Consider the following 18495-nt stretch of genomic DNA (forward strand, 5'->3'; position numbering starts at 1 on the left):
ATATCCTGGCGGTCTTATTTTGATACCCACTTTTCAACCTGTATAAATTTTTCAATGTTCTTTAAAATTTAGCTTGACTTTTTATTTGCAGGCTTGTATTAACGTTTAGCCAAACGATAAGAATGGCGGTTCACCGTCATATTGATCATATAAGCAATCCCCTCCGCACTGTCAAAAAAGCTCTCATCAAGGGTTCCATCCATCCATTCCCTGGTGGCCTGACGTAAATGCTCGGTAAAATAACTGCGAAAAGTGGAAATCCCCTTTTCTGTCACGCCGCCTTTTGTTGCCCTGTGCTTCATATCCAGCTCCAGTTCATTCCGGTCCGACAACTGTACTGCCAGAGAAAAGGCTTCAAAGTTTGCGCCATGAAATCCCTGGGCCAATGTTTTATCAACCCCAACTGATACTATATAGCGCAGAATACCGTCATACCATGAAACAGACAGGCGGTACACAAATTCTCGAATATATTCAGGGGCATCCGTCTCGCGGCAGGGATACATCCCTTGCCCCTCCAGTCCAGCATGTTTGCGGAACGCCGCGCGCCACACAGAGGCAATGTCCTGAATGGGAACCTGAAATCCCTTATCAGCTAAACCATCCGCAATTGCACAGACGCAGTCGGAAATAGTATAAGTAGTAATCTTACTGGAAAGACCACATAAACTCTGATCCTGATCCATTACAAAGCTCTGGCTGAATACATTGGAGAACTCAATGGCACGCGCTTCCCTGTCTTTTGGAAAGGGGCTGCCAAAGCATATAAAACCCGCGCCCAGCTTCTGCAAAGGAACCCCTTGTTTCTCTTTGACCATACTGGGCAGAAACTTTGCAACCAGAACATCCCCGCCCAGCAGATCCAGATACATTTGAGGCGCCGGGGTGGGACCAAAGGTATATATATCCGGCAGTCTCCAGTTTTCTTTACGCGCCTCTTCAAAATAGGGCTTTAGGGTTTCTTCCGCCACAAGGGGGATTACTTTGGGCGGGGTGGAAACAATCACAATGTCAGGCTTTTTTTCCCGAAGGAGTTCAAGCGCATTACCTGCCGAGACTTGGAACGGGACCTGCTTTTGCAGCTCTGAAACTTTGTCCGGATTATTGCGTACCCCGAAAACATTGGTTTCCACCTTGTCTCCCAAAAGCAACCGGTATCCTGGCATCAAAAATTTTCCGATGTTCCCCATTCCAATGACCACAATGTTATAGTTGGGCTCCATCATCATATCCTCTTACCTCCTTATCATTTTGTTGTCATCTTAAAACATATCTAAATCTGCCTATAAATTCTCGATCACATGGAGTCTTAAACGCCCCGGGGGTGATAGCTGTAATGGGAACTGTCAGGTGAGCTGTTGTCAGCTCTATATGACAATATATCGTTTTGTCATATACTATAACCCTTAATGGTTCAGGTATATGGCTTGAAGGCTCCATGAAACCGGATCACAACTATAATTTTAATAATTAAAATTCATAAGCAGGATATTTCCCTGTATTTTAATTTGTAAAAGCATTGTCTATGGTTAGATGAGCCAAATTTTAATAAATGAAATGATGTTTTAATATTTGACATTGTTATTATATCAGTGCACTTTGTACAAGTCAATATATTTGTATAATATATTTTATCATTTATTCACATACGAATGAATTGTATTTAATATGTTCAATGGTAATTATAGATTAAAATATAATTATTTATATTTATTTTTTAGTTATGTCTACTTCATACATTAATTTTGGGTATACAAAAAGGCTGGTTGATCACCAGCCTATATGCCCATATTCAGGGAATTTCTTTAATTGGTATGCAACATTCGCTCCTGCATCATATATCCGCAAGAACTTATCGATTCAGGCAATGTCATCAGCCGGGAAGAAAATCCCGGATTTTCCTGCTTTTGGAAGGATTTCTCAGTTTTCTCAGTGCTGCTGTCTCAATCTGCCGGATCCTCTCCCTGGTAACATTAAACCGTTTCCCCACCTCCTCCAGGGTCAGGGGATGGCCTGTCTCAAGACCGAACCTGAGGATAATGACCTCCCTTTCCCTGGGGTTCAGCCCCTGGAGCATGGCATCGATCTCTTCCCTGAGAAGAAAGCTTTCCGCCTTATCCTCTGTGGATGCATTGGCGTCATCCGCCACAAAATCCCCCAGATTGGATCCCTCCTCATCTCCCACGGGCGTTTCCAGGGAAACCGTGTCCCCGGAAGCCTGGATCAGCTCAATGACCCTCTTTTCCGGAAAGCCTACTTCCTCCGCCACCTCCTCCGTGGACGGCTCCCGTCCCAGCCGGACCGAAAGGCTCCGCTGGGCTCTTCTGATCTTGTTCACTGCCTCCACCATGTGCACCGGCAGGCGGATGGTCCTGGACTGGTCTGCCAGGGACCGCGTGATGGACTGTTTCACCCACCAGGTGGCATATGTGCTGAGACGGTATCCCTTGGCGTAATCAAACTTTTCAACAGCTTTCATAAGGCCCAGGTTCCCCTCCTGGACCAGGTCCAGGAAACTCATCCCACGGCCCGTATACCGCTTGGCAATGCTCACCACCAGGCGCAGGTTGGCCTCCACCAGCTTGCGGCCCGCCTCGGCATCTCCCTCTGATTTGCGCCTTGCAAGTTCTGTCTCCTCCTCCGGTGTCAGGAGGGAAATGGAGCCGATCTCTTTTAAGTATTCACGGATAGGATCTGCGGTGGATACTCCGTCCAGGATTTTCTCGGACTGGTATTCATCATACTCCTCTTCCCCATCCTCCCCGCTGCTGTCCATGTGGGCGCTGCCGCTGTCCGGATCATCCGTATCACTGTCCCTGAACCTCCACTTAAACTCTTCTCTCACCAGCCCCGTATTGTCAAGGGGCGTTTCATCATCCAGGAGAAGTTCACTGTCCGGGACTACTTCCTCCCCTTCCTCAGGTACCTGGATCTGGACACCCTTCAGCTCCAGTTTGCGGTAAACATCCTCCATCTCCTCCGGAGTCACCTGCTGGCCGGCAAACGCATCCAGCACCTCCGTCATCTCCAGGCGGTTCTCCTTTGCGGCGGCATTGCTGACCAGCTGTTCCAGTTTTTTAGACATTTCCATCTTATCCATATGCTGTCCTCCCCCTTCATATGGGACCTGCCTCTTCTCAAGTGCACACAATCTCATGGGAACGCATAAAATTCCTTACCGCGTTATCCCATTCCGTTTCAAGCGTCTTGTCCAGTGTAAAGAAATTCAGAGAAGTTCCCGTTACACAATATAATGCGCCGTCTTCGTACCGGATATTCAGATAAAGTCCCTGAATCTGTCCGCTTGCGATCCCTGTTCCGGATTTTCCTGCAAATTGCTCCACATCATGGGACGACAGACACAACACAATATGAAAGCTCCCCGGAAGCTTCTTTCCCTTGATCAGCGAAAAGCAGATAGGCTTAAGCATTTTCCACGAAGAAAAATCCCCAATTTGTTTCTCCTCCAGCTCTTCCTCCGAATAATACCCCTGTTTAATATGACCGTCAATGGTAAAGCTGTTGAAGGTGACAATGGTGATCTCTTTCACAAGAAAACCGTCAAAATCCTCTTTTACAAACAGCTTGGATGTAAATGCCCTGACATCTTCAACTTTTAATGCAACCATAACCTTCTCCTGCCCGCAGCACTGCTGCAGTTTTCCAAATTCTTACTCAATTATACAGTTTTTACCTATTAACGTCAAATGAAAACTGATACACATTTACATGCTTATCTTGTCTGTTTTTATCAAGAAAAACAGCTTCCCATGAGGCTTATCATGAAAAGCTGTCCTGCATATTGTCTCCAGCATCCCGATATGAAAATTCGTCCAGATATCACACATCCGGCCTAAAAATGCCGCCATATATAGTTATAGGGAAAACAGGGAAATGACAACTGACAAAACCAGCATATCCGGGATAATAAAGACAGAAAGACAAATCAGTAAAAACAGTTTAGCACATACGGTACGCCGTGAACAGAGTCTTCATACTGACTACACCGCGAAAGGAAGACGGACAGTTTCCCACCGCCTATACTCCCTTTCCCATCAGAAGGTCGAAAGAGCTCTGCTTTCCCTGCTGCAGATGATAGATCATTGCCTGGGCGGCCTTTTCGTAATCACTTTCCAGCAGCCACTTGGTGATCTCTATGTGCTCTTCCATAATATACTTTAAACGTGAGTTCCGGTTTCCGGTCATGTTGCGCAGTCTTCTGGTCTGGTCCTGAAGCTGGTTCATGGTCCTTGTCAGATGGGCGTTACGGCACTGGTCCAGGATCATGTCATGCAAAATATAATCCAGCTTGAATTTGCCTTCCTCATCCTTGGTGTTCTCCAGGGATTTTTTGCAGTGGTCCATGTATTCCTTTAATTCGTCCTTTGAGATATCGCAGCCCCAGCGCCTGATGATATGGGGTTCGATCAGTTCCCTGACCTCATATACGTCCCGTACATCACTCATCACAATGTCAGTTACCCAAATACCCTTCTTTGGCATAAATTTCACCAGGTTTTCCTGTTCCAGCCTGCTGAGTGCTTCCCGTATGGGGGTATGGCTGGAGTCCACTTCCTGTACCAGCTCGATTTCATTCAACAGGGTTCCCGGTTTATACTGACATGTGATTATCTTTTCTTTTATGATCTGATACGCTTTATCTTTAAGGGTTTCCTTAGCCATATGTCTCAATCACTCTCCTTATAAAAATCACTGCCGGATCTGCAGCCAAAGGGCACCTCCGGCAAAACGCATGATAATTATTATAATACCACATAATCCCCCATCTTTGGCAGGTTTTTTTTATTTTTCGGCATTTTCGGATAAAACCATAACTTTAGACCGTTCCTTCAGATATGTTTTAGCTCAATTGCTGTATGGGCACCATAAATGCTTCCCGGTTCCATCCCATCCCCGGCGTTTTCTTGCGGGAACCGGTGCGGCCTTTTATCATATAATAGAATAAAAAGCCGGATATCCCCACATTATGTCCTACATGATCCGGCCGCAGCAGGAGCCCGTCTATGAACAGAGAACCATCCTTCAGCCTTGTAACCATCAACTATCTGAACCGTTTTTACAGCATCCTGGACAGAATGATCCAGGACATGACAAACGCCCGGCTGGGAAACAGCATCTCCGTCAACTTTATGACGCAGATGATCCCCCATCACCGGGCAGCAATTGAAATGTCACAAAATCTTCTTCAGTATACCACTAATATCCCACTGCAGAACATTGCCTTACAGATCGTATCAGAGCAAAACAAAAGCATTGAGAACATGAAGAGCATCATCGGCACATGCGGCCAGTTCTCCAATTCCCCGCAGGAGCTGGACGCTTACCAGAGGGGGATGGATCAGATCATGGACACCATGTTCTCCGAAATGGAGCATGCCTGCGCTGTCAATAATATAAATGTCAGCTTTATCCCTGAAATGATCCCTCACCACCAGGGGGCGATCCGCATGTCGGAACTTACGCTGAAGGCTTCCATATGTCCCCAGCTCCCCCCTATCCTGCATGCCATTATCACTTCCCAAAAACGAGGGGTGATGCAGATGGAACAGCTTCTCCAATGTATATGCTGATATCCTAAGCCAGATTGGAGTACCCCATCAGGCTCTTATCCACGGCGCGGGCCACCTCACGGCCTTCCCTGATGGCCCAGACCACCAGGGACTGTCCCCTGTGCATATCACCTGCGGTGAACACTTTATCCACGCTGGTCCGGTATGACCCCGGTTCCGTATCCACATTGGTCCTTGCATTCAGCTGTACCCCAAATGCATCCGCCACATAACTCTGGCTTCCCAGGAATCCGGCCGCAATGAGCACCAGGTCAGCCTGGATCTCCCTCTCGCTTCCCTCCACGGGAACCATAAGGGTGCGGCCGTTCTCCTCGTCCTTCTTTGACACCAGGTCCACGATCACGGCTTTGCACACCCTGCCCTCTGCATCCTTTACAAACTCCTTTACCGTTGTCTGGTATATCCTTGGGTCCTCCCCAAACACGCAGACAGCTTCCTCCTGGCCGTAATCCGTTTTAAGGACGCGTGGCCACTCCGGCCAGGTGTTATCCTCCGCCCGTTTAACCGGAGGCTTAGGCATCATCTCCAGCTGGATCACTCCGGCGCAGCCCTGGCGGATGGATGTGCCCACACAGTCATTGCCCGTATCGCCGCCGCCGATCACCACCACATGTTTATCCTTTGCGGATATGTAATTTCCGTCCTCCAGGTGTGAATCCAGCAGGCTCTTAGTGGTTGCCTTCAGGAAATCCACTGCAAAATAAATGCCCTGGGCATCCCTTCCCGGCACATCGATATCCCTGGGATTGGAGGCGCCGCAGGCCAGGATCACCCGGTCATATTCCTTCATGATCCGGTTGGCCTTATAGCCCTTACCCACATCGGCTCCCGTGACAAAGCTGACGCCTTCCTGCTTCATCACATCCACCTTGCGGTCAATGACCCATTTCTCCAATTTCATGTTCGGTATCCCATACATCAAAAGGCCGCCCACCCGGTCGCTGCGCTCAAACACAGTAACTGAGTGTCCCCGTTTGTTCAGCTGGTCCGCAGCAGCCAGGCCCGCTGGGCCGGAGCCGATCACCGCCACCTTTTTACCTGTGCGGATGCTGGGCGGGTTGGGACAGGCCACCCCCTGGTCATACGCCTTTTCAATAATGGCCCATTCATTTTCCTTTACCGTTACCGGATCGCCGTTTAGCCCGCAGGTGCAGGCCGCCTCACAGGGAGCCGGACACACCCTGGAAGTAAACTCCGGAAAACTGTTGGTCTTTTTAAGCCGGTTATATGCCTGGCTCCAGTTTCCTGTATACACCAGGTCATTCCATTCCGGGATCAGGTTGTTCAGGGGGCACCCGCTGACCATTCCCTTTATCATAATGCCCGACTGGCAGAAGGGGACACCGCAGTCCATGCAGCGTGCGCCCTGCTTTTTCCGTTCCTCCTCGTTTAAAGGGGTGTGAAACTCATTCCAGTTCCTGATCCTGTCCTTTGGAGCCGTCTCAGCACTCACTTCACGTTCAAACTCTAAAAATCCTGTCATCTTTCCCATGATGTTCCACCTCCTTAACCTCTGACATTTGCATAAAATGCTTCAATCTGCGCCTGTTCGCTGTTCAGTCCCTTTTCCTCCATCTGCACGATCGCGTTCATCATACGGCGGTAGTCGTGGGGGACGATTCTTTTGAACCGGGGGAGGTACTCGCTGAAGTGGTCCAGGATCCTCTTGCCTTTGTCCGAATTGGTATAGGCCACATGCTCCTGGATCAGTCCTTTCAGTTCCAGCACATCATATTTATTGGTCACTTCCTCAAAGGATACAAGCTCCTTATTCAGTCTCTTATACAGGCTTCTCTCTTCATCCAGCACATAGGCAATACCGCCGCTCATGCCGGCCGCAAAATTCTTGCCGGTGGTGCCCAGCACCACCACGCAGCCGCCTGTCATGTACTCACAGCCGTGATCTCCCACGCCTTCCACCACAGCGGTGGCGCCGGAATTGCGGACACAGAATCGCTCTCCCGCAACGCCGTTTATAAACGCCTTGCCGCTGGTCGCTCCGTACAGGGCCACATTTCCGATTATGATATTGTCCTCAGCCTTAAACTGCACCCCCTTGGGCGGGTACACCACCAGCTTGCCGCCGGAAAGCCCCTTTCCAAAGTAGTCATTGGAATCCCCCACCAGTTCCAGGGTAAGTCCCTTGGGTATGAATGCCCCAAAGCTCTGTCCGCCGCTTCCGCTGCAGTTGATGGTAAAGGTATCTTCCGGCAGGCCCTCCGGATACTTTCTGGTGATCTCCGAACCAAAAATGGTTCCCAGGGTACGGTTTACATTGGACACATCCACCTGTACACTCTTTTTTTGGCCGCTGTTTAAGGCGCTCTTTAACTTTTTAAGGAAAACCTGCTCATCGATGGTTTCCTCCAGCTTGAAATCAAATACCTGTTTTTCACTGTAGCCCGCAACTTTCCGGCCCGCATAAGGGTTATCCAGTATCTTGCTTAAATCCACTTTTCTGCCCCGGGCGCAGGGTATGCCGTCCCTGGACTTTAAAAATTCAGTGCGGCCCACCAGGTCATCCACTGTGCGCACTCCCAGCTTTGCCATATATTCACGCAGCTCCTGGGCAATAAACTTCATAAAGTTCACCACATACTCCGGCTTGCCGATAAAACGCTTGCGTAGCTCCGGATTCTGTGTTGCGATCCCCATGGGGCATGTGTCCAGATTGCATACACGCATCATCACGCAGCCCATGGTCACAAGGGGCGCGGTTGCAAAACCAAACTCCTCCGCCCCCAGCATACATGCGATGGCCACGTCACGGCCGGTCATCAGTTTGCCGTCCGTTTCCAGGATCACCTTATCCCGAAGCCCGTTCATGATCAGGGACTGATGGGCTTCGGCCACGCCCAGTTCCCACGGAAGACCGGCGTTGTAGATGGAATTTCTGGGCGCCGCCCCTGTTCCGCCGTCATAGGAAGAGATCAGGATCACCTGGGCACCGGCCTTTGCCACACCGGCTGCAACCGTACCCACACCGGCCTCAGATACCAGCTTAACCGAGATCCTGGCTTTGGTGTTGGAATTCTTAAGGTCGTAGATCAGCTGGGCCAGGTCTTCAATGGAGTATATGTCATGATGGGGAGGCGGGGAGATCAGGCTCACCCCAGTGGTTGAATGCCTTGTCTTAGCCACCCATGGATAAACTTTCTTTCCAGGCAGCTGACCGCCCTCCCCAGGCTTTGCTCCCTGGGCCATCTTGATCTGGATCTCCTGGGCGCTCACCAGGTAACGGCTGGTAACGCCAAAGCGTCCCGAGGCCACCTGTTTGATGGCTGAACATCGATTCCTGTTGGCCGGTCCCGGCGTCAGGCGGTCCAGACTCTCGCCGCCCTCTCCCGTATTGGACTTGCCGTGTATCCGGTTCATGGCAATGGCCAGGCATTCATGGGCCTCCTGGGAAATGGAGCCGTAGGACATGGCTCCTGTCTTAAACCGCCTGACAATGGAATCCACGCTCTCCACCTCATCCAGCGGGATACCCCCGTCCTCAGGGAGGTCAAACTCCATCAGGGAACGAAGGTGATATGCCTTGTCATCCCTGTCTATCTCTGATGTATACTGTTTAAATGTTTCGTAATTCCCCGTCCTGGCAGCTTCCTGAAGCAGATGGATGGTCAGGGGATTATATAGATGGGCTTCCTGCCCGGACCGAGACTTGTGGCTTCCCACACTGTCCAGAGTCAGGTCCACATCCAGGCCCAGGGGATCGAAGGCCGCTGAGTGAAGGGTATCCACATCATTGGCAATGTCCTCCAGGGTGATGCCGCCCACACGGCTTACGGTGTCGGTAAAATATTTGTCCACCACTTCCTTGGAAATGCCAATGGCCTCAAAGATCTGGGCGCCCTGGTAAGACTGGATGGTGGAAATTCCCATTTTGGAGGCGATCTTCACAATGCCGTGAAGCACCGCCATATCATAGTCCATTACAGCCGCATAATAATCCTTATCCAGCATTCCTGATCCGATGAGGGAACGGATGGACTCGTGGGCCAGATAGGGATTGATGGCACATGCGCCGTATCCCAAAAGGGTGGCAAAGTGATGGACTTCCCTAGGTTCCCCGCTCTCCAAAATAAGAGCCACGCCCGTGCGTTTTTTAGTCCTCACCAGGTACTGCTGAAGGGCTGAAACCGCCAGCAGCGAAGGAATGGGCACATGGTTCTCATCAATATCCCTGTCAGACAAAATAATGATATTGGCTCCGTCCTTATGGGCCCGGTCCACTTCCAGAAACAGCCGGTCAATGGCCTTTTCAAGGGACGTATTCTTATAATATGTAATAGGGATCTGCTCCACCTTAAAACCGGGCTTCTTCATATTCTTTATCTTCAGAAGATCCGTCTCCGTAAGGATGGGGTTTTCCACCTTTAAAATCTTACAATTTTCCGGAGTCTCCTCCAGAATATTCCCCTCCTCTCCCACATACACCGTGGTGGAGGTTACGATCTCCTCCCGGATGGCGTCAATAGGCGGGTTGGTCACCTGGGCGAACAGCTGCTTAAAATAGTTGAACAGAGGCTGGTGTTTTTCAGAGAGCACGGCCAGGGGACTGTCCACTCCCATGGCGGACACTGCCTCGGCCCCGTTTAAAGCCATGGGCAGGATCATGGTCTTATACTGCTCATAGGTGTATCCATACGTCTTCTGCAGCTTCAGGAGCTGCTCCCGCTCCATGGGCGGCACCCCCTTATTGGGCACGGAAAGCTCCTTGATATCAATGAGATTGGAGTCCAGCCATTCACCGTAGGGTTTTCTGGACGCATAGTCATGTTTCAGGCGGTCGTCATCTATGATCTCTCCCTTTTTTGTGTCCACCAGAAGCATTTTCCCGGGACGCAGGCGGTCTTTTCTCACCACCTTTGTCTGGTCAATGTCAATGGCGCCCACCTCTGAGGCCAGGATCATGTATCCATCCTCTGTAATATAATACCGGGAAGGGCGCAGTCCGTTTCTGTCCAGCACCGCTCCCACCACATCACCGTCCGTGAAAAGAATGGAGGCAGGGCCGTCCCATGGCTCCATCATGGTGGCGTAATAACGGTAAAAATCCTTGATCTCTCCGTCCATGTATTTGTCATACTCCCAGGGAGCCGGGATCGTGACCATCACGGCCAGGGCCAGGTCCATTCCGCTCATTACCATAAACTCCAGGGCGTTGTCCAGCATGGCTGAGTCAGAGCCTTCCTGGCTGATGATGGGAAGGACCTTGTGCATATCGTACTTAAAGTACTCGGATTCCATGTTTTCTTCCCGGGCAACCATCTTATCCACATTGCCGCGTATGGTATTGATCTCGCCGTTATGTACGATAAAGCGGTAAGGATGGGCGCGCATCCAGCTGGGGTTTGTATTGGTGCTGAACCTGGAATGGACAATGGCAATGGCCGACCTGTAATCCTTATCCTGAAGATCCTGGAAAAACCGCCTCAACTCCCCTACCAGGAACATCCCCTTATACACAATGGTACGGCTGCTCAGGGAGACCACATACGTGTCCTCATTACTCTGTTCAAATACCCGGCGCACCACGTACAGTTTCCGGTCAAAGTCCAGTCCTGCCTTTACCTGTTCCGGCTTTGCCACAAAGCCCTGGGCAATGTAAGGCATCACTTCCAGTGCCCTCTCCCCCAGGATTTCCGGGGTAGTGGGAACTACCCTCCATCCCAGAAAGGTAAGCCCTTCCTTTTTCACAATGATCTCAAACATCTTCATTGCCTGGTTGCGGGCCAGCTCATCCTGGGGAAAGAAGAACATACCCACGCCGTATTCCCTCTCGCCTCCAACGTGGATGCCCAGAGGTTCTGTTACTTTCTGAAAAAAGCTGTGGGAAATCTGCAGCATGATACCCACGCCGTCACCGGTTTTGCCTTCAGCGTCCTTACCGGCTCTGTGTTCCAGATTTTCCACAATGTGGAGTGCCTGGTCGACTGTCTCATGTGTTTTTAAGCCCTTAATGTTGGCAACCGCACCTATGCCGCAGTTGTCATGCTCAAAACGGGGATCGTACAGTCCTGGCTGTTTCTGTTTGGAGTCCATAGATTTCTTCCTTTCTTTCGCATTGGAGACGTGCCTTCACACGGCATCTTCTTGGGGGAGTCTCCATTTGCTTTTTTATAGAGGTGATGATACTACAAATTTTTCTATTTGTAAACAGATTTTTATTTTAAATTTTCAGATAATTTGATAATTTATATTTAATAATATTATAATCTGATTATTTATGCAGAAAACAAAATACCGCGCTGTTTTATCAGAATATTTACACCTCACAATTTTGACCGCATTTGCTCATATTTTAGCTTTCAAAGCACAGTCAGAAGGAAAACAAACCAACAAAAAAAGACATCCCGGACGCGCCAGCCCCATCCGGGATATCCTTTCCTTTTCTTCATCCTCCTGGAAAATCAATATGGATGAAACACATACCTTTGTATCTCCTCCTCACACAGTGAAATGCCCAGGCCAGGCCCCTTGGGAATCTTCACCCTTCCCTCTTTCACCGGATAGGTTCCCGTCACACAGGTATCCTTCATAGGGTTGTCCCCATGATCATATTCCATTATATGGGCACCGGAAGCATTCATTACCTGCATGGTTGCCGCATACCCTACCCCGTTTGCCAGGAAATGGGGCGCTACCTCCACCCCATATTGGTGTGCAAGCCGGGCAGCTTTCATGAATTCCGTGATCCCGCCGCATTTTGTCACATCCGGCTGGCAAACCTGCAAAAGCCCTTTAGCCAGATGACGCTCAAAGTCTGCGCCATAAAGATTTTCACCTCCGGCAATCCGCATTCCGGTCTTCCTGACCAGGACTTCCAGGTCCTCCACATGATCCGCCATAAGAGGTTCCTCAACCCAGTATAGATGAAAGGGCTCCAAAAGCGGAGCCATTTCCAAGGCAGTCTCAAGATCCCATCCCTGGTTCACATCCGCCATCACCAGGCAGTCTGGGCCGACCAGCCGACGCAGCTCAGACAGATTCCGGATATCCTGCTTTGGATCCATTCCGATCTTCAGCTTAAAGGCAGTAACCCCCTGTTCCCAAAAGCGCGCTGCCTGTTCTGCCACCCCGTCCGGTCCCAGAGCCGAACAGTAAACCGGAACACTTTCAGCTGAAGATTCCAGCAACTCACAAATTGACTTGTCTTCCGCCTTTCCCTGGATATCCCAAAGTGCAATATCCAGTCCGCTTAACACCTGATAGGCGATCCCGGGAGCCCCCCACTGAAGACCGATCCGTTTGAACTTCCTGCCAATCGTTGCCCAGATCCCCTCCCTGTCCAATGGGTCAGCGCCAATGAGCATGGGCTTTAATCCCTGGTGGACGGACGCCTCCTTCTCATAGTGGCTCCACTGGGGGAAATTGCAGAAGATTTCCCCCAGCCCAGTAATCCCGGCATCCGTGTGCACCAAGAGGAACATTCCGTTTCTGTGGTTCCATACCCCAAGGGCGCTCTGTACACGCTGATGCCCCTCATAGGTGACACGCATGCAAATAGTCTGTATATCCGTAATTTTCAACTCGTCCACTCCAATACTCTTGATTTGTTTGATAAGGTATCAGTTTTCCAATATGGGTGCGATGATCTTTTCAAATGTTTCAAAGGTCTCCCCTGTCTGCTTTGCATCCAAAACAGTAGACGTGGCTCCGGTCTTTTCAACATTTTCCAAGAACTCCGGGCTGTTTGCCGCTTTCATCAGCGCATCCTGAAGAATTTTCACATCCTCCTCCTTCATATCGGGAGGGCCGAATACGCCGCGGATCTGTTCCACATTGGCCGCCTCAATTCCCAATTCCGCAAAGGTGGGAACATCCGGCCACACGGAAGCCCGCTTACTGCCTGTAACACCCAGGGCGATCAGGTTTCCCGCATCGATATGTGCCTGGCTCTCGGCAAAGGAGCCGATTGCAAGATTTGTGTGTCCCCCTGCGCACTGTGTACAGCAATCCGCGCCTCCTCCTGTACCGGCAATGATATTAAACTCGATTCCCAGAGCATTGGCAACCGCATTGGCGATAATGTTGGTCACACCCCCGGATGAGCTGGTGGCGATGGTTACCTCTCCCGGATGTTCCTTCGCATAGGAAACCATTTCCCCAAAGGAAGAAAAGGGCGCGCTGGCGGACATAAGGATCGCCGATGCCTCTGTCTGATAAGTCATAATAGGTGTCATATCCCTGAATGAATGGTCAATGGTCCCCATTAAATCGTGGGTCAGCAATGTGAGGGTGCCCTGGACAATGGTATATCCGTCCGGTTCATACCCCATGATCTCCTTATAACTGACCGCCCCGGATGTTCCCGGTTTATTCAGTATATTGACGGAAACCCCCAGGTCTTTTTCTGCCAGGGACGCCAGCAGGCGACCGGAGACATCCGCGCCTGTGCCGGGATCAAAACCGATCATAAACGTAATGGGTTTGCTGGGATAAATATCTTGTTTCTTGCAGCCCGCACCACAGGCGGCAATCAAAGTAAACACCAGGAACAACATAAAGAACTTGCTTATTTTTTTCATAGCAGCTTCTCCTTTTGAATGATTGACATTATTTATTTTGCAGCGCCCTTTGTCTCCACGCCGTCACACCGTAACGGATCACAGGCCAAAATAGCATGATGGCTGTGAGAAGTAAAATTGCAACTGCAATTGGTTTTGTAAAAATAAACAGAAAGCTCCCCTTGCCTAATTGTACTGCAGAGCGGTAATTCCGCTCGATCAGTCCGCCAAGCACGGTTCCCAGCACGGTTGCGATCACAGGAAAACCGCGCTTGTCAAAAATATATCCTAAAATCCCCATAAAGATCATGGTGCCCACATCAAATATACTGCGTTTAACGGAGTAGGAGCCAATAACGCAGAGCACGGCAATAATCGGGATCAGGACATTCTGGGGCACCCGGATAACCTTCATAAACAAACGGGCGGCCAGAAGCCCCAGCACCAGCATCAGTACGGCGGCAATCATATAATTGGTGTATATGGAATTCACCAGGTCTGCATGATTGACAAACAGTATGGGGCCAGGGGTGATGTTATTCATCATAAATGCCCCCAGCATCACGGCAGTGGCACCATCTCCCGGAACCCCCAGGGTCAGCAGGGGAACCAGTGCGCCTCCATTGGTACCATTGTTTGCTGATTCCGATGCCGCCACGCCCCGGATGTCGCCTGTCCCAAAGGTCTTTTCCTTGTCTACAAGCCGCTTTTCCGTATCATAAGCCAGGAAACTGGCAATCGGTCCCCCGGCACCGGGCAGGATACCTACAAAGGTTCCAATGATACCGCCTCGGATCGTTGTGGGAAGGATCCTCAGCATCTGCGTTCGGGAAGGCAGGATCTTATTCACCTGCTTTACAACCTCATAGGACAAGTGTGCGGATTCCGCCTGTTTCAGCACCTCGCGAAATCCAAAAAGGCCAACCAGCATGGGAACCAAGGTCAAACCGCCTGTCATGGAGACATTCCCAAACGCGTATCGGGCCACTCCTGTCACCGGGTCGCTGCCCGCCAGATTAAAACACACACCGATCAGCCCGGCGGCCAGGCCTTTATAAATGTTTTTTCCCACAATACCGGCTATTAAGCTGAGCGAAAACACACCCACTGCAAAATATTCCGCCGGCCCGAACTCCAGGGCAACAGAGCCCAGCTTGGGTGCTACAAAAATCAGAACCAGTCCTGAAAGTACGCCTCCTATAAAGGAGGAAATGGTTGCGATCCCCAATGCTGTCCCGGCTTCGCCTTTCTGCGCCATGGGATATCCATCCATTCCAGTCATCATGGAAGCCGGGGTTCCCGGAATGTTGATCAGGATGGATGAGATGGAACCGCCATATGTGGCACCCACAAAAACGCCAAGAATTGCCGCCATGCCCAGGTCTGCCGGCAACACATATGTAATGGGCAGAATCAGCGCAATAGACATGGTGGCTGTCAATCCGGGAATAGCGCCGCAAATAATCCCCAATATGGTGCCGCCCGTAATGATCAGGATATTCTGCAGCTGAAACGCTTCCTGCAGACATCTAAAAATCGTTTCCATATCATCCCTCCCTATAGAATCATGTGCAGCAGGCCGCTGGGCAAAGTCACCTTAAAGCCATAAGTAAAGACCGTATAGACCGCAGCCGTCACCCCCACAGCAATTGTGACTGCCCTTTTTGGAGATGTCCCCAGTGCATACAGCGCAGTCCATAGAAACAGCGGCGTAATGATCAGAAAACCGATCGGCTTCCAGAATAGCTGATAAGCAACCACCATAAATACCATAAACAATGGCGGCGGAATGACGGATGGTTTTCCAAACAGACAGTATCTCTTATCCCTGAAGGATCCTGGTTGTTCTGCCGCAGATCCTGATACCTCCTTTTTTCCTTTGATCACACCGGATAGGATCAAAAAGGTTCCAAGCAAGAAAATACAGCCGGCCAAAAAATAGGGAAATGCCCGGGGAGAAACACCGTCATTCCAATTTTTCAAACTGATGTTCCTTCCATTCATCACTAAAAAAAGTGAAAATACCAGCAGCCCAATCCCATCTGGTATAGATGATTTGCTCCATTTCATTAAACCCCCTCCTTACGATCATTTTATTAATTGACAAGTGTCCTTCTGTTAAATGTTAACATTTTATATTTAAAATTTCTCGTCTCATAATACAACCGTGTCCTTGGTTCCCACTTCACCTTCCCATACCATTCCTCCCCCTCCATATGTTAAATGTTAACATTTATAGTAATACAAATCCTCCTCTCCCTACACTTTATGATAAACTGCCTTTTAACTGCTCCGTGTCACCTCCTGCATCTTATGGAAATTCATGCGGCCGCTCTTATAATGGGTCTGCAGCCCCTGTTCCATCCGGGCGATATCACCGGATTCAATTCCTTCCAAAATCCCCATGTGATCCCGAAAATAATTATTCTTTACGCTGCCCGCGTACTTGATGTTTGTCTCCATGATACTGCGGCGGAATCCGGAAATGGATTTCCATGCCCGGAGCAGCACAACGCTCCCTGCCTTTTCCATCAGATTGTCATGGAATGAATAATCATACTGGTTGCTCATGATTTCAATACCGGATTCAATGCTTATGGCCAACTGCTCCAAGTCATATTTGGCAGCTGCCATCCAAGAGGTAAAGGCAGCATCATAGGGAGCATGTTTCATAATGATCTTGCATGCCTCCGATTCCAGAAAGGTACGTAATCTCAAATAATCCTCAAAATCGCTCTCATCAAATTTCATCACCTTGGTGCGTCCGTTGCCTGGTCTGTAAACCAAGCCGTCCGCTTCCAACTGGCTGATCGCTTCACGGATCGGCCCCCGGCTGATATTCAGTTCCCTTGCCAGCTCAGGTTCATTCAAATGATATTCCGGCGGATAAACACCTTCTATAATGGCCTTACGCAAATAGTTTGCCACATCATCGCTTAACTTTGTTTTAATGAATTTGCTTTGCACCTGCTGATATCCTCTTTTACATATTGTCAGTTTCAACAATTTTCTTAGATTTTACTTCTTTCTTTAGTATAGATTTACAAATGTAAAATGTCAACACTTTATGATAAAAATTATTTCTTCTCCCTAAAAACAAAAAACAGGCAGCATCTCCCAAAAGATACCGCCTGCGGTCATTCTTATCCATTGTATATATAAATTACATCTCGCCCAATCCACTCTCAATTGCCGTGGTCAGGGTCTCCATTGCTGCCGCCTCATCCTCACCGTCACAGATCAGGGTAATCTCAGTTCCGCACTTGATGCCGGCTGCCATTACGTTCAGTACGCTCTTTGCAATGATCTTCTTCTCCCCGCATTCAATTGTAATGTCGCTCTTGAACTTCATGGCTGTCTGAGACAGGACACCTGCTGGTCTCAAATGTAAACCGGATGGGTTAACAACCTTTAATGTTTTACTAAGCATAATACACTCTCCTTATCCACTATTTTATACTCTCGGACACACGATTAACGCCATGTCCCCTATGAAAGATTCTATTACATCTGCCTGCCTATGTCAAGTTAATCGGAAAAATCCTGAGCAACTTTTTCACAATCTTTCCCGGGGCTTACGGCCTGCATCACCGCAGGTTATGGCCTGTATTCCTGTGGGGCCGCGGGCCGTATTCCCGTGGGCTGCGGCCTGCATCACCTTCCGTTCCCGGCGCTTTTGCGGGCCCTTGCTTCTGCCTGTGAAAAGACGCAGCCGCAATAGTCCTGTCTGTAAAGGCCGTACTCTGCGGACAGCTGGACCGACCGCTTATATCCGTTCTTTTTCTTAAAATCCGACAGCAAGTAGGGTACCCCCCATTGATCCCCCAGCCTGGCGCCTATCTCATTCAGCTTATCCGCGTTCTTTAAGGGACTGATGGAAAGTGTGGTTGTAAAATAGTCATATCCTCCCCGGGCAGCCACCCCGGCAGCATGGGCCAGGCGCAGTTCATAGCACCTAACGCACCGTTCCCCGCCCTCCGGGTCCGCCTCATGGCCCTTTGCAGCTGCATAAAAGTCCTCAGGCACATACTCCCCTGCCAGGAATTTCACAGGCCTCTGAAGCCCCATCTCCCGGATCAGGCGCTCCTGCTCCTTTACGCGTGTTTCGTACTCTTCTTTGGGCGCTATGTTGGGATTATAATAATAGACCGTGATATCAAAATACCGGGACAGGTATTCCAGGACATAACTGCTGCAGGGCGCACAGCAGCTGTGCAGCAAAAGGCTGGGGATCCTGCCTTCCCGTCCCTCCCGCTCCATGATCTGTTCCATCTCCCTCTGGTAATTCCTCTTTTGACCTGGCTGTGTCATCTGCGTCTCCTTCCCGCGGCCGCCTATTCCTGCTCCTATGATCCTTCTATCCTTGCACCAATTGTTCCAATCCAAAAAGC

The 18495-nt window shown here is 49.8% G+C and carries 14 protein-coding genes; 1 reads left to right on the forward strand and 13 read right to left on the reverse strand.

What is annotated here, in order from left to right; translation table 11 throughout:
- Positions 1-98: 98 nt before the first annotated feature.
- The 4 genes from ABID13_RS12440 to ABID13_RS12455 form a co-directional block, all read right to left on the reverse strand.
- Positions 99-1229 (reverse strand): NAD(P)-binding domain-containing protein, encoded by a 1131-nt coding sequence (locus ABID13_RS12440; protein ID WP_048930726.1) that lies wholly within the window; start codon positions 1227-1229, stop codon positions 99-101.
- A gap of 644 nt (positions 1230-1873) precedes the next feature.
- Positions 1874-3100, reverse strand: coding sequence for a sigma-70 family RNA polymerase sigma factor (locus ABID13_RS12445; protein WP_007870023.1), 1227 nt, complete (start codon positions 3098-3100; stop codon positions 1874-1876).
- Between the two features lie 37 nt (positions 3101-3137).
- Positions 3138-3629, reverse strand: coding sequence for a DUF5721 family protein (locus tag ABID13_RS12450; RefSeq protein WP_007870024.1), 492 nt, complete (start codon positions 3627-3629; stop codon positions 3138-3140).
- Between the two features lie 409 nt (positions 3630-4038).
- Positions 4039-4683: a GntR family transcriptional regulator gene (locus tag ABID13_RS12455; protein ID WP_040417501.1), complete on the reverse strand. Its 645-nt coding sequence runs from the start codon at positions 4681-4683 to the stop codon at positions 4039-4041.
- Positions 4684-5024: 341 nt separating this feature from the next.
- Between ABID13_RS12455 and ABID13_RS12460 the strand changes: the two genes are divergently transcribed.
- Positions 5025-5591 (forward strand): DUF305 domain-containing protein, encoded by a 567-nt coding sequence (locus ABID13_RS12460; protein WP_048930727.1) that lies wholly within the window; start codon positions 5025-5027, stop codon positions 5589-5591.
- Between the two features lie 4 nt (positions 5592-5595).
- On the opposite strand, the gene ABID13_RS12465 is transcribed toward ABID13_RS12460, so the two are convergent.
- The 9 genes from ABID13_RS12465 to ABID13_RS12505 all read right to left on the reverse strand — a co-directional run bounded on the left by ABID13_RS12465 (position 5596) and on the right by ABID13_RS12505 (position 18415).
- Entirely contained in the window at positions 5596-7083 is a 1488-nt protein-coding gene (locus ABID13_RS12465) for a glutamate synthase subunit beta (RefSeq protein ID WP_048930728.1), read from the reverse strand.
- 14 nt (positions 7084-7097) lie between these two features.
- Positions 7098-11639: a glutamate synthase large subunit gene (gene gltB, locus ABID13_RS12470; RefSeq protein ID WP_007870042.1), complete on the reverse strand. Its 4542-nt coding sequence runs from the start codon at positions 11637-11639 to the stop codon at positions 7098-7100.
- Between the two features lie 368 nt (positions 11640-12007).
- Entirely contained in the window at positions 12008-13135 is a 1128-nt protein-coding gene (locus ABID13_RS12475) for a mandelate racemase/muconate lactonizing enzyme family protein (RefSeq protein WP_156200162.1), read from the reverse strand.
- A 30-nt stretch (positions 13136-13165) separates the two neighbouring features.
- Positions 13166-14125: a tripartite tricarboxylate transporter substrate binding protein gene (locus ABID13_RS12480; RefSeq protein ID WP_048930730.1), complete on the reverse strand. Its 960-nt coding sequence runs from the start codon at positions 14123-14125 to the stop codon at positions 13166-13168.
- Positions 14126-14153: 28 nt separating this feature from the next.
- A complete protein-coding gene (locus tag ABID13_RS12485) occupies positions 14154-15650 on the reverse strand; it encodes a tripartite tricarboxylate transporter permease (RefSeq protein ID WP_048930731.1) in 1497 nt (498 codons plus the stop codon).
- Between the two features lie 11 nt (positions 15651-15661).
- Positions 15662-16174 carry a tripartite tricarboxylate transporter TctB family protein gene (locus ABID13_RS12490; RefSeq protein WP_048930732.1) on the reverse strand — a complete coding sequence of 171 codons (513 nt, stop codon included), beginning with the start codon at positions 16172-16174 and terminating at the stop codon, positions 15662-15664.
- 213 nt (positions 16175-16387) lie between these two features.
- A complete protein-coding gene (locus ABID13_RS12495) occupies positions 16388-17071 on the reverse strand; it encodes a GntR family transcriptional regulator (protein WP_048930733.1) in 684 nt (227 codons plus the stop codon).
- A gap of 196 nt (positions 17072-17267) precedes the next feature.
- Positions 17268-17534, reverse strand: coding sequence for an HPr family phosphocarrier protein (locus tag ABID13_RS12500; RefSeq protein ID WP_007870059.1), 267 nt, complete (start codon positions 17532-17534; stop codon positions 17268-17270).
- Between the two features lie 224 nt (positions 17535-17758).
- Positions 17759-18415, reverse strand: coding sequence for an epoxyqueuosine reductase QueH (locus tag ABID13_RS12505; RefSeq protein WP_040417561.1), 657 nt, complete (start codon positions 18413-18415; stop codon positions 17759-17761).
- Positions 18416-18495 lie beyond the last annotated feature (80 nt).

This window comes from Enterocloster citroniae (genome assembly GCF_040545455.1).
GTDB lineage: Bacteria > Bacillota > Clostridia > Lachnospirales > Lachnospiraceae > Enterocloster > Enterocloster citroniae.